General features: G+C 63.7%; 7 protein-coding genes. 6 read left to right on the top strand and 1 reads right to left on the bottom strand.

Features of this window, described 5'->3' with window-relative positions; genetic code table 11:
* The first annotated feature begins 55 nt into the window (after positions 1-55).
* The 6 genes from tenA to ACHWUQ_RS13795 all read left to right on the top strand — a co-directional run bounded on the left by tenA (position 56) and on the right by ACHWUQ_RS13795 (position 11,391).
* Positions 56-721 (top strand): thiaminase II, encoded by a 666-nt coding sequence (tenA, locus tag ACHWUQ_RS13820; protein WP_394681490.1) that lies wholly within the window; start codon positions 56-58, stop codon positions 719-721.
* Positions 722-928: 207 nt separating this feature from the next.
* A complete protein-coding gene (locus ACHWUQ_RS13815) occupies positions 929-1,162 on the top strand; it encodes a hypothetical protein (protein WP_312525520.1) in 234 nt (77 codons plus the stop codon).
* Positions 1,163-1,917: 755 nt separating this feature from the next.
* Positions 1,918-3,618, top strand: coding sequence for an MdtA/MuxA family multidrug efflux RND transporter periplasmic adaptor subunit (locus ACHWUQ_RS13810; RefSeq protein WP_394681489.1), 1,701 nt, complete (start codon positions 1,918-1,920; stop codon positions 3,616-3,618).
* Positions 3,619-3,631: 13 nt separating this feature from the next.
* Complete coding sequence (locus tag ACHWUQ_RS13805) at positions 3,632-6,742, top strand: efflux RND transporter permease subunit (RefSeq protein ID WP_394681488.1); 3,111 nt, start codon at positions 3,632-3,634, stop codon at positions 6,740-6,742.
* Positions 6,739-9,930, top strand: coding sequence for an efflux RND transporter permease subunit (locus ACHWUQ_RS13800; RefSeq protein WP_394681487.1), 3,192 nt, complete (start codon positions 6,739-6,741; stop codon positions 9,928-9,930). Before ACHWUQ_RS13805 ends, ACHWUQ_RS13800 begins: the two co-directional genes overlap by 4 nt.
* 6 nt (positions 9,931-9,936) lie before the next feature.
* Complete coding sequence (locus tag ACHWUQ_RS13795; RefSeq protein WP_394681486.1) at positions 9,937-11,391, top strand: efflux transporter outer membrane subunit; 1,455 nt, start codon at positions 9,937-9,939, stop codon at positions 11,389-11,391.
* 54 nt (positions 11,392-11,445) lie between these two features.
* Here ACHWUQ_RS13795 and ACHWUQ_RS13790 read toward each other — a convergent pair whose 3' ends face one another.
* A complete protein-coding gene (locus ACHWUQ_RS13790) occupies positions 11,446-12,450 on the bottom strand; it encodes a DNA/RNA non-specific endonuclease (RefSeq protein WP_394681485.1) in 1,005 nt (334 codons plus the stop codon).
* Positions 12,451-13,072: the final 622 nt, after the last annotated feature.

The raw sequence follows: 13,072 nt of genomic DNA, 5'->3' as shown, positions 1-13,072 counted from the left end.
GCCTTGCGTTGCTGGCCGACAATCAGCGCTTGTCCCCCACTCTTGAGGAGTTTGCATGTCGTTTTGCCAGGGCTTGTGGCAAGCCAACCAGGCGCTGTACCAGCGCACCTTGGACCATCCCTTCAACCGCGAACTGGCGGCTGGCAGTTTGTCGGTCGAGCGTTTTCGCCATTTCATGATTCAGGACGCGCACTACCTGGTGGCCTATGGCCGTGCGCTGGCGGTGGCTGCAGCCAAGGCCGACCATGCAGATGGCGTGGTGCAGTTTGCCAATGCGGCGAACGAGGCCGTGGTCGAGGAACGCAAGCTGCACGATGGCTTCATGCGCGACTTTGGCATCAGCGCGCAGGACTTCGCCGCCACGCCACTGACGCCCGCTTGCCACCACTACACCAGCTTTCTGCTGGCCAACAGCTGGGCGGAAAGCTACCCGGTGGCGCTGGCTGGCCTGTTGCCCTGTTTTTGGATCTATGCCGAAGTGGGGCGCGATATCCATGCCCGCTCGCAGCCCGGCAATCCCTACCAGGCCTGGGTGGATACCTATGCCAGCGAGGAGTTTCATGCTGCGGTGCGCGCTGTCATTGCCACCATCGACCGGCTGGCTGAAGGCGCTGACACTGCTACCCGCACGCGGATGGCCGAGGCCTACCGCTACAGCGCCGAGTTGGAATGGATGTTCTGGGACAGTGCCTACCAACTGGGCAGCTGGCCGACGCGCTGAACTGCAACGCTTGTAAACACCGGGCATTGCGGTCGTAAAGTTATGCAATGTGCCTGAGCAGCGCGATAGGCTGGCGGTATTCGCCTACAGGCGCTTTCGAAAAACGGTCTTACGCTTCGTGGCATTCATTTACCAGATGCGCCAAGCGCAGACCCCGAGCAAGCCCGAGGCCTACACGCACGTATCGCAACCATGCAAGGAGTTGCCATGTTGTCTACCAATACCACCCACACCGCTTACCACGCTCCCGTGTTTGAACCTACGGTCGATGAGTTGGCTGTTCTGAAAAAGCTCGAACTGGGAGAAAGGATTTCGCTGGAGGATGCTGCCCATGCGCATGTCTCCAAGCGCCTGCTGGAGCGTGGCATGGTGGTGGAGCGTGAAGGCTACATGGCCATCACCGCAGAAGGCCTGCAACAGATCAAGCGCAACGATGCCTGATCCTCAGTCCGCTGTTCTCCACAGCACCCAGGCAGCCTAAGCAGGCTGCCTTTTTTTTCATCATGGATCACTTTGTGCCATGGTTTCAATAGCTTGGAGTGCTTATCTACAGCTGTGCACAGAACTTTCCACAAGATTGTGCCCATGGACTGGGGACAACCGTGCGAGGGTCTCGAAGAAGGCGCTTGTCTGCGCTTGGGCAGCAGCGCATCCGCTGCCGAGCAGGCATTTAGGTGCCCAAATGCCGTGTCAGGACCCGCGATGCCTCAATTTTCAGCAAGTTCCTAATTTTTCTTATAAATCAGTAATTTGAATTGCTTATCTACAAGATTCTTCACAGCTTTCCACAGTATTGTGCCCGTGCAATGGGGACAAGGCTCTTGGCGTGTTGGCGAGCGGAAGTCGCAGCCCGGCGGATGGAGGCAGCGGCCCAGGTACCTGTCCCGGTGCGGGTCCAGATGCAGGCGCTACCTCGCTGAAGAAAACAACGCAATATGCTGCGGCCGATGGCTTTCGACGCCAACAAAAGCTGGCGTCACAGCCTACGCGCTCAACTGCCCCGCAAACCCTCTGACGCAGCGGAATCTCAGTAGACTCTGGGGCAGGCGGCGGCCGCTTTTACTTATCTTCGCAGTCGGTACAGGCCTGGTGCAACATGGCTGCACTAGGATGCGGTCATTCTTTACAGGCCGGTGCCCGATGGTGATCGATCGCTGAAGCCCGCCGCTGTGACACACCTCAGACCGATTGCTGCCATGGACCATAACTCCAATAATTCAACCCGTCCCACCCCCCAGCCTGCCAGCGCACCGCTGCCTGATGCGCGTGCCGCGACAACGCCCAAACGGCGGAGCCGTTGGCTGGGTTCTACCATCGCGATTGCGTTGGTGGCGGCCCTGGCGGGCGGCGCCTGGTACCTGGTGCAAAGCAAGAAGACCCCCGCAGGCATGGCGGGCGGTGCGCCAGGCATGGGAGGTCCTCCCGGCATGGGTCCCGGGGGGATGCGCGCGATGGCCGTCACTGTCGGCAGTGCCGCTGCCAAGCGCCAGACCTTGCCGGTCACCTTGACGGCGATGGGCACCGTTGTGCCCACCACCACCGTGACCTTGACCACCCAGGTCTCAGGCATATTGCGCGATGTGATGTTCACCGAGGGGCAGATGGTCAAGAAAGGCCAGAAGCTGGCCCAGATCGATCCGCGCCCGTTTGAGCAGGCACTGCAACAGGCCAAGGGGCAGCTGGCGCGCGACCAGGCGCAGCTTGATGCAGCGCGCGTGACGCTCAAGCGCTACCAGACCTTGTGGGACCAGGATTCGATTGCGCGCCAGGACCTGGACACGCAGGCGGCCTTGGCCAAGCAGCTCGAAGGCACGGTGGTTGCCGACCAGGCCCAGGTGCAGACCGCGCAACTCAATCTGGGTTATGCCACTATCACCTCGCCCATCGATGGCCGCATTGGCTTGCGCACGATGGACCCGGGCAACTACATCAGTGCGGGGGGCACTACCGGCATCGCCGTCATCACCAAGGTCGCACCGATCGATGTGAGCTTCACCGTGCCGCAGGACCACATCCCCTCGGTGCTGGGTGCGCAGAAGGCCGACCCCCACCTGCCAGTCGCAGCGCTGGACCGCGCAGGCAGCAAGACACTGGCCCAAGGCGTGTTCCTGACCTTGGACAATCTGGTGGACACGGCCACCGGCACCGTCAAGGCCAAGGCGCGTTTCGAGAATACCGATGGCGCGCTCTTCCCCAACCAGTTTGTGAACACCCGCCTGACCTTGAAGGACGAAAGCGCGCTGGTGGTGCCCGTCACCGCCATCCGCACTGGCGGCAATGGCGACTTTGTCTATGTGATCAATGCGGACCGCACGGTGACCCAGCGCACCGTCATCCGGGGCATGAGTACGGTCGAATGGGTGGCCATCAATTCCGGCCTGAAAGAGGGCGAGCTGGTGGTGACCGAGGGTGCTGACCGCTTGAAGGACGGCGCCGTGGTGGCGCTGCAAGGCGATACCCCCACCCAGGCGCATGGCGCCAGCAGTGGCCGGCGCGGTGCGCGTGAGGGCGGCCCGCGCGAGGGCGGCCCGCGCGAGGGTGGTGGACGCCGTGGCAACGGCGAAGGCCGGGGGGCCAATGGTGCAACGGCACCCGGTGCGGCGGCACCCGGTGCGGCGGCACCCGGAACTGCGGCTGGCAATGGCGCGCCCGCCGGTGGCGGCGGCGGGGTAGCGGTCGAGCCCAATGCCGGCCAGCCCAGCGCCGCAGCCCCTGCGGTGAACCCGGAGCCGCCTGCCGCTGGCAACAGTGGTTCTGGCGGCTCGGGTGGCTCGAGCGGGTCCACCCCTTCCACCGGCTCAGGCCAGACCGCACCCGCCATCAAGCCGGAGGAAGCACCCAAGGGCATGGCACCAGCAGCCGCGACGGTGCAACCCGCCCAGCGCGCCAACCAGTAAGGCGGGCTGAGCGATGAGTCCTTCCCGCCCCTTTATCCAGCGGCCGGTGGCGACGGCCTTGCTGATGCTGGCCATCGTGCTGACCGGTCTGGTGGGCTTTCGGCTGCTGCCGCTGTCGGCGCTGCCCGAGGTGGATTACCCGACGATCCAGGTGCAGACCCTGTACCCCGGCGCCAGCCCCGAGGTGATGAGCCGCACGGTGAGCGCACCGCTGGAGCGCCAGCTCGGCCAGATGTCCGGACTGGATCGCATGTCTTCGACCAGCGCTGCCGGTGTGTCCATCGTGACCCTGCAGTTCCAGCTGGGGCTGTCGCTGGATGTGGCCGAGCAGGAGGTGCAGGCCGCAATCAACGCCAGCAGTGCGCTGCTGCCAGCCGACCTGCCCGCCCCCCCGATCTATGCCAAGGTGAACCCGGCCGACACGCCGGTGATGAGCCTGGCCATCACCTCCAAAGAGCTGCCGCTCACCGAGGTGCAGAACATCGTCAACACCCGCCTGGCGCAGAAGATCAGCCAGGTTTCGGGCGTCGGTCTGGTCAGCCTCGAAGGCGGGCAAAAGCCTGCAATGCGCATCCAGGCCAACACCCAGGCGCTGGCGGCCAATGGCATTACCTTGAGCAGCCTGCGCACCGCCATCAGCAATGCCAATTCCAACAGCGCCAAGGGCAGTTTCGATGGACCCAAGCGCTCCTACTCGATCAACAGCAATGACCAGCTGCTGACCACCGATGACTACATGAACCTGGTCGTGGCCTGGAAGGGCAATGCCCCGGTGCTGATGAAGGACGTGGCACGCGTGGTGGCCAGCGCCGAGAACGACCGGCTCGCCGCCTGGGTCGATGAGACGCCCGCGATCATCCTGAATGTGCAGCGCCAGCCCGGTGCCAATGTGATTGCGACTGTCGATGCGATCAAGCAGCGCCTGCCTGAGCTGACTGCGTCCTTGCCTGCGTCGGTCGAGGTCAAGGTGCTGACCGACCGCACCACCGGCATCCGCGCCTCGGTCGAGCATGTGCAGATGGAGCTGGCGCTGGCTGTGGTGATGGTGGTGCTGGTGATCTTCTTCTTCCTGCACAGCCTGCGTGCCACGGTGATCGCCAGCCTGGCCGTACCCATCTCGCTGATCGGCAGCTGCGGGGCCATGTACCTGCTGGGCTACAGCCTGAACAACCTGAGCCTGATGGCGCTGACGATTGCGACCGGCTTTGTCGTCGACGATGCGATCGTGATGATCGAGAACATTGCGCGCTACATCGAAGAGGGCGAGACGCCGATGGCTGCCGCCTTGAAGGGTGCAGCGCAGATCGGCTTCACCATCATTTCGCTGACCGTGTCGCTGATTGCGGTGCTGATTCCGCTGCTGTTCATGGGCGATATCGTGGGCCGTTTGTTCCGCGAATTTGCGGTGACCCTGGCCATCACCATTCTGATCTCGGCCGTGGTGTCGCTCACCCTGGTGCCGATGATGTCGGCGCGCTGGCTCAAGCAAGAGGACACCAGTGCGCACACGCGCGGCTGGGCGGCATCGGTGCAGCGCGGTTTTGACAAGGTGATCCACCATTACGACCGTGGCCTGCACTGGGTGTTTCGCCACCAGGCGCTGACCCTGGTCGTGGCGGTGGCTACCGTGGTGTTGACGGGTCTGCTCTATCTCGCCATTCCCAAGGGCTTGTTCCCGACGCAGGACACCGGCCAGCTGCAGGCGCAGATCGAGGCCGCGCAAGAGGTCTCCTTTGCCCGCATGAGCGATCTGCAGCAGCAGGCCGTCAGCGCGATTCTGCAGGACAAGGATGTGGCCTCGGTCAGCTCGGTGGTCGGGGTGGATGCCGCCAACAACACCATGCTCAACACCGGCAGCCTGTCGATCAACCTGACCCGGCCGCATGATGCGCAGGATGCGGTGATGCAGCGCCTGCGCGAGCGGGTGAGCCAGGTGGCGGGGGTGCGCATTTTTCTGCAACCCTCGCAGGACCTGACCATCGACTCGCAAACCGGCCCCACCGAATACCGCCTGTCGATCGGCGGCGTGAACACCGACCAGGTCAATGACTGGACGCAGAAGCTCGTCAGCCAGCTGCAGAACGTGGCCGAGGTGCGCAATGCCACCAGCGATGCCGGGCGCAAGGGCCTGTCGGCCTATGTCAATGTGGACCGCGATACCGCATCGCGCCTGGGCATCAGCGCCAGCAGCATTGATGACAGCCTCTACAGCGCCTTTGGCCAGCGCATTGTCTCGACGATCTTTACCGAGACCAACCAGTACCGCGTGATTCTGGAGGCGCAGCAAGACCAGCTCAACAGCGTGCAGACCTTGGGCAACCTGGCCATCAGTGCCAGCAGCACCGGGGCCACGCCGCTGTCAGCCATAGCGAATATCGAGGAGCAGATGGCACCGCTGCAGGTGACCCGCGTGTCGCAGTACCCCGCCGCGACCCTGGGCTTTGACACCGCTCCCGGCGTATCGCTCGGCCATGCAGTCGATGCCATCAAGCAGGCGGCCAAGGATATCGGCATGCCCGCGTCGCTGACCATGGAGTTCCTCGGCGCGGCAGCCGCCTACCAGAACTCGCTCACCAGCCAGTTGGTCCTGATCCTGGCGGCGCTGGTCTGCGTCTACATCGTGCTGGGCGTGCTGTACGAGAGCTATGTGCATCCGCTCACCATTCTCTCCACCTTGCCATCGGCGGGGGTGGGTGCCTTGCTGGCGCTGATGGTCAGCGGCAACGATCTGGGTGTGATCGGCATCATCGGCATCATCTTGCTGATCGGCATCGTCAAGAAGAACGCGATCATGATGATCGACTTTGCGATCGATGCCGAGCGCAACCAGGGCATGGGGCCGCAAGAGGCCATCCACCAGGCGGCCTTGCTGCGCTTCAGACCCATCCTGATGACGACCCTGGCCGCGTTGTTTGCTGCACTGCCGCTGATGTTTGGCTGGGGCGAGGGCGCCGAGCTGCGCCGCCCGCTGGGTCTGGCCATTTTTGGCGGGCTGATGCTGAGCCAATTGCTGACCTTGTTCACCACGCCGGTGATCTACCTGGTGTTTGACCGCCTGGGTGCCCGCTTTGGCCGCCGCCAAGCCGGCAATGCCGATGGCAGCCATGCCGAGGTGCAGGCATGAACCTGTCCGAGCCCTTCGTCAAACGCCCGGTCGCGACGGTCCTGCTGACCATCGGCATGGCACTGGCGGGCATTGCCGCGTTCTTTGCGCTGCCGGTGGCGCCCTTGCCGCAGGTGGATTACCCGGTCATCTCGGTCACGGCCAGCCTTTCGGGTGCGAGCCCGGAGAACATGGCCTCCAGCGTAGCCACGCCGCTGGAGCGCCATCTGGGCGTGATCGCCGGGGTCAATGAGATGACCTCGCGCAGCTCGACCGGCTCGGCCAATGTGACCTTGCAGTTCGACCTGAACCGCGACATCAATGGCGCTGCGCGCGAGGTGCAGGCGGCCATCAATGCTGCGCGCAGTGACCTGCCGTCAGACCTGCGCAGCAACCCTACCTACCGCAAGATGAACCCATCGGATTCGCCGATCATCATCTTGGCGATGACCTCGCCCACGCGCACGCCCGGCGAACTGTATGACGAGGTCTCCAACGTGGTGAGCCAGCGCATCTCCCAGGTTGATGGCGTGGGCGATGTCGAAATCGGCGGCGGCTCGCTGCCGGCGGTGCGGGTCGAGCTGTTGCCCCAGGCACTGAGCCACTACGGCATTGCGACCGAGGATGTGCGCGCCGCCATCCAGGCCGCCAATGCCAACCGGCCCAAAGGGGCTATCGAGAGTGGTGGCAACCGTCTGCAGATCTACACCCCGGCGCCCGAGCGCAAGGCCAGCTGGTACCAGGGCCTGGTGGTGGGCTGGCGCGATGGCGCCGCTGTCAAACTGGGCGATGTGGCACGCGTCATCGACGGGCCGGCCAATGTCTACACGATGGGCTTGTTCAATGGCCAACCCGCCATCCTGGTGCTGATCACGCGCCAGCCGGGCGCCAACATCATCAACACCGTGGACAACGTCCGCAAGCTGCTGCCCGAGCTGCAGGCCCAGCTGCCCAAGGATGTGAAGATCCAGGTGGCCAGCGACAGCACCAACTCCATCCGCTCGTCGCTGCACGAGATCGAGACCACCTTGCTGGTCTCGGTGATCCTGGTGGTGCTGGTGGTGGGGGCGTTTATCCGCAAGGCGCGCGCTACGGTGATTCCGGCCGTGGCCACCGTGGTGTCCTTGCTGGGCACCTTTGGCGTGATGTACCTGCTGGGCTTCAGCCTGAACAACCTGAGCCTGATGGCGCTGACGGTGGCCACCGGCTTTGTGGTCGATGACGCGATTGTGGTGCTGGAAAACACCAGCCGCCATATCGAGCAGGGCATGGACAAGATGGCCGCCGCGCTGCAGGGCGCGCGCGAAGTGGGCTTTACCGTGCTGTCGATCAGCCTGTCCCTGGTGGCGGTGTTCATACCGCTGCTCTTCATGGAAGGCCAGATTGGCCGCCTGTTCAAGGAGTTCGCCGTGACCTTGTCGGTGGCAGTGATGATCTCGCTGGTCATCTCGTTGACGACCACGCCGATGATGTGCGCCTGGTTTCTGCGCAACGAGGATGCCATCGAGACGGCACCGCGCGGCCGCTTTGCCCGCGTGCTGGAGAACGGCTACAACGCGATGCTGAGGGTCTACGAGCGCTGCCTCGATTGGGCGCTGCATGCCAAGCTTGTCGTGATGCTGATCCTGGTGATCGTCATCGGCATGAATGGCTATCTGTTCATGCACGTGCAAAAGGGCTTCTTCCCGCAGCAGGACAACGGCCAGCTGGCGGGCGGCCTGCGCGCGGACCAGAGCATCTCGTCGACCGCGATGGCGGGCAAGCTCAAGGAGGCCTTGTCGATCATCCAGCAGGACCCGGCCATCGACACGGTGGTGGGCTTTGCCGGCGGCAGCCGCTCGGGCGGGGGCTTTGTGTTCATCAACCTCAAGCCGGTCAGCGAGCGCGATGTGACCAGCCTGCAGGTGGTCGCGCGCCTGCGCCCCCAGCTGTCGCAGATCACCGGTCTGCGCGTGTTCCTGAACCCGGTGCAGGACTTGCGCATGGGCGGGCGCTCGTCCAATTCGACCTACCAGTACACCCTCAAGAGCGACAACACCGCCGACATGAAGAAATGGGCCACGCGCCTGGCCGAGCGCCTCAAAGAGGAGCCTTTGCTGCAGGACGTGGACACCGACCAGTCGGAGAGCGGCGTGGAGGTGTATGTCGAGGTGGACAAGCAGGCCGCAGCGCGGCTGGGGGTGAACTCCAAGTCCATCAACAACGCGCTCTACAACGCCTTTGGCCAGCGCTCGGTGGCCACCATCTACAGCGACCTGAACCAGTACTCGGTGATCATGGAATGGGCGCCGGAGTACACGCGCGGCCCACCGGCGTTGCAGGATATCTATGTGCCCTCCAACCTGACGGGCACCGAGGGCACGGCCGCCAACCCGGCGCAGCGCAGCGCATCGACCGGCAACGTGATCAGTACCAGCGTCGCTACCATGGTGCCGCTGTCAAGCTTTGCCAAGGTGGTGGAGCGCCCCGCGCCCACCAGCGTGAACCACCAGGACGGGGAGCTGTCAACGACGATCTCGTTCAACCTGGACGATGGCGTGGCGCTGAGCGAAGCCCAGCAGGTGATTGCCCAGGCCGAGGCCGATATCGCCATGCCCATCAATGTGCGCGGCAGCTTCCAGGGTACGGCGCTGAGCTTTCAGAAATCGCAGAACCAGCAGCTCTACCTGATCCTCGCCGCAATCGTGGTGATCTACATCGTGCTGGGCATGCTCTATGAGAGCCTGGTGCACCCGATCACCGTGCTGTCCACCCTGCCATCGGCCGGTGTGGGTGCGGTGATTGCGCTGATGCTGTTCAACATGCAGTTCACGGTGATTGCGCTCATCGGGGTGTTTTTGCTCATTGGCATTGTGAAGAAGAATGCCATCCTGATCATCGATTTTGCGCTGGAGGCCGAGCGATCACGGGGCCTGTCGGCGATCGACGCGGTGCGCGAGGCCTGCCTGCTGCGCTTCCGCCCCATCCTGATGACGACATTGGCCGCCGCGCTGGGCGCCTTGCCGCTGGCCATAGGCTTTGGCCAGGGCTCGGAGCTGCGCCAGCCGCTGGGCATTGCCATCATTGGTGGCCTGCTGGCCAGCCAAGTGCTGACCCTGGTCACCACGCCGGTGGTCTATGTGCTGCTGGACAAGCTGCGCCGCCGCGCGCCCAACGAACGCGATCTGGGCCGTGCCTCCAACGACGGCATGCCCACTCTGGAACACTGATACGCCATGATGCCAACCCTCGCCTTTTCCCATTCCCTTCGTCCGACCCGGACGGCGCCTGTGCTGCGCAGCCTGGCACTGGCGCTGTGCTGCGCCGGGCTGTTGAGTGCCTGCTCGGTGGCCCCCGTCTACCAGGTACCTAGCAACCCCGCGCCGGCCAGCTTCAAGGAAGCCGGCGCGCTGTGGCAAAGCGCCCAACCCAACGATGCCGTGGACCGGGGCGACTGGTGGACACTGTTTGCTGACGAGCAGCTCAACCAGCTCGCTGCCCGGGTGCAGGTGGACAACCAGAACATCGCAGCGGCCGCAGCGGCCGTGCAACAAGCCCAGGCGGCGCTGCGCGTGGAGCAGGCCGGCCTGCTGCCGACCATCAATGGCACGCTGGGCCAGACGCGCCAGGGTGGCGGCCAATCCAGTGGCAATGGCAGTGCCTCGCTGGGCATCAATGCCGCCTGGGATGCAGACCTGTGGGGGCGCCTGCGAGAATCGGTCAGTGCTGCGCAAAGCAGCGCCCAGGCCAGCGAGGCCGATCTGGCCGCCGCACGCCTGTCGGCCGTAGGCAGCCTGGTGCAGAACTACTTCAGGCTGCGCGAGGCCGATGCCGAGATGCAGATCCTGCAGCAGTCGATCGAGGGCTACCAGCGCAGCCTGCAGATTGCCCAGAACCGCTACGACGTCGGTGTGGAGGCGCGCACGGCGGTGCTGCAGGCGCAGACGACGTTGACGAATACGCAAGCCAGTGTCGAATCCCTGCGCCAGTCGCGCCAGACCTATGAGCATGCGATTGCGGTGCTGACCGGGCAGGCACCGGCCCAGTTTGACCTGCCGCCTGCAGCCTGGAATGTGACGGTGCCCGAGGTCCCGGTGGTAGTGCCGTCGACCTTGCTCGAGCGCAGGCCCGATATTGCAGCGGCCGAGCGGGCGGTGGCTGCGGCCAATGCCCAGATCGGTGTGGCCCAGGCCGCTTATTACCCCAGCCTGAGCCTGAGCGGCTCGCTCAGCCGATCCGGCTCGAACCTGGGCAACCTGTTCAGTGCCTCCGGTTTGCTGTGGTCGCTGGGCGCATCGCTGAGCCAGAGCATTTTCAACGCCGGTGCCACCACGGCTCAGGTCGATTCTGCGCGCGCCGCCCATGCGACCCGAACCGCGAGTTACCGCCAGTCGGTGCTGGCGGCTTTTCAGGCGGTCGAAGATGTGTTGAGCAATGTGGCCGCGCTCAATGCCCAAAAGCCGCTGCTGCAGCAAAGCCTGGATTCGGCCGAAAAGGTGGAGCAGCAAATGCTCAACCGCTACAAGGAAGGACAGGTGCCCTATACCGATGTGGTGACCGCCCAGGCTACGGCGCTGTCAGCACGCCGCTCGCTGATCCAGTTGCAGCTGAACCAGCAACTGGCGGCGGCCCAGCTCATCCAGGAATTGGGTGGCGGCTGGCATGCCGATTGGATGAACCCCGGCGCCTGAAGGCTGGCCCTGGCCCTGGCTCTGGCTTCGGGCTGAGGACGTCTCCCCGCGTCGTCAGTGCAGATGCGGCAGAAAATTGCGCCCCGTCCGCTGCACAAACTGCGCATAGCTCATCGGCGCGCCCAGTTGCACGTCGGCCTGGTTGGGCAGCACCCAGGCCCAGGCCCGCTGCTGCTGTTCGTCAAACACCAGTTTGTACAGATGGCTGGGTACCCAGACCTGGTTGCGGCCAATCGTCGGCGTCTGGCCTTCGAACAGCGGGCCGGTGTAGACAAACACATTACCGCGCGCGCGTTTGGCGTATTTGCGCACATCGGCTTCGAGCTTGGACCAGACCTGGCGGTTGTGGGTGGGGTCCTGCGGCACCATGTTCGACAGCGCAAACGACTGGGCCATGCCCGTGGCGGTGCTCTGGTCCGCTGCCGGCGCCATGTGCCCGCGGTCATAGCCGCTGGCCTGGTAATCGGACAGCTCCGCCTTGTAGGCAGCGCGCAGGCGCGCATCGGCATAAAAATGGTCGGTGCGGGGCAGTCCGGCAGCACTTTGCAGCCGCTGGCGGCTGAGGCGTTCCACCGTGACAATGGGCGTTTTGGACAGCCCCGAATACAGCACCGCGAACCCTGTGGAACACAAGGTCACGGGCATCCAGCTGCGGCCCACGCTGGCCGCACTGAGCGGGGCGTCCGGCGGCAATTGCTCGGCGCAGTCGGCAAACCCCTGGCTGGCTTTGTCCGAAGCGGCTGGGCTGGACGGGCCTGCAACTGGAGGCGAGGGCGGTGCAGAAGAGGGCGCGTGACCAGTGCCTGACGCTGCGCTACCGCCTCGGCTTTGCCGGGCAATGTCTTCAAAGCGGGCTTGCCAGTCTGCGGCAGTGGATTGCAGCTCGCCCCACCACTGCTGCGCGGTCTGGACGGGGCCTTGTTGCTGCAGCCACTGCGCGGTGCTGTGGATGGCCCATTGGCGAACGTGGTCGAGCTGGGGCACGTAGGCGGCCGAGCCCAGCGCCGCCACTGCGCTGTAGCCTGCGAGTGCGCCCCGGCCTACCAACTTGCGCAACAAGCCACGCAGCAGGCCGGGGGCTGATTTGGATGCTTTTTTCTTTTGGGCTGAGCGCTTGGCAGAACGGGAAGGAGGGCAGGCCATGAACTTTGACAACCGGGGTGTGCCGGCGTCAGCCAGCACGCATAATAACCGTCCTATTGTGGCGTAAATTGCTACCTTTGGTTTGCTGGATGCTATGAATTTTTTAGCTATTCACCAAGCAGTGTAGATGAATTCCGTACGTATCCCGCCAAGCGGCCAGGATCGCAGGTACTGTATAAAAATATGGCACAAGTTGCGCAGCGGATGCCTGCGTCCAGGTCGCGGTGCTTAGCAAGTGGCTGATCCGCATCTGCGACGCGGGACGACGTGCCCCGTTAGGAAAAACAGCTTGCGGCGACGTAGATAGCAAACAACTGCAAACCAATAATTATTGACAAGGTCAAATAGATTTAATCGAATATGATATAGCTATCAATTATGGCTAAGTTTTGGCGCGGCATGCATTGTACGAGTGCGATTGAATAACGGGATTGCATCGAATAGGCCGCTGTATCACAGTGGGTTTGATGGCCGATGCGAATAATGCTCGGGTGAATGGGTTGGCCGCCGATACTTTGCAAGGACATTAGTTATTCCC

The sequence above is a fragment of the uncultured Comamonas sp. genome (genome assembly GCF_964277875.1).
In the GTDB taxonomy this organism is placed as follows: domain Bacteria; phylum Pseudomonadota; class Gammaproteobacteria; order Burkholderiales; family Burkholderiaceae_C; genus Comamonas; species Comamonas sediminis.
Note: the sequence above shows the minus strand (reverse complement) of the source record. Positions and strands in the feature narration are given on the sequence as shown.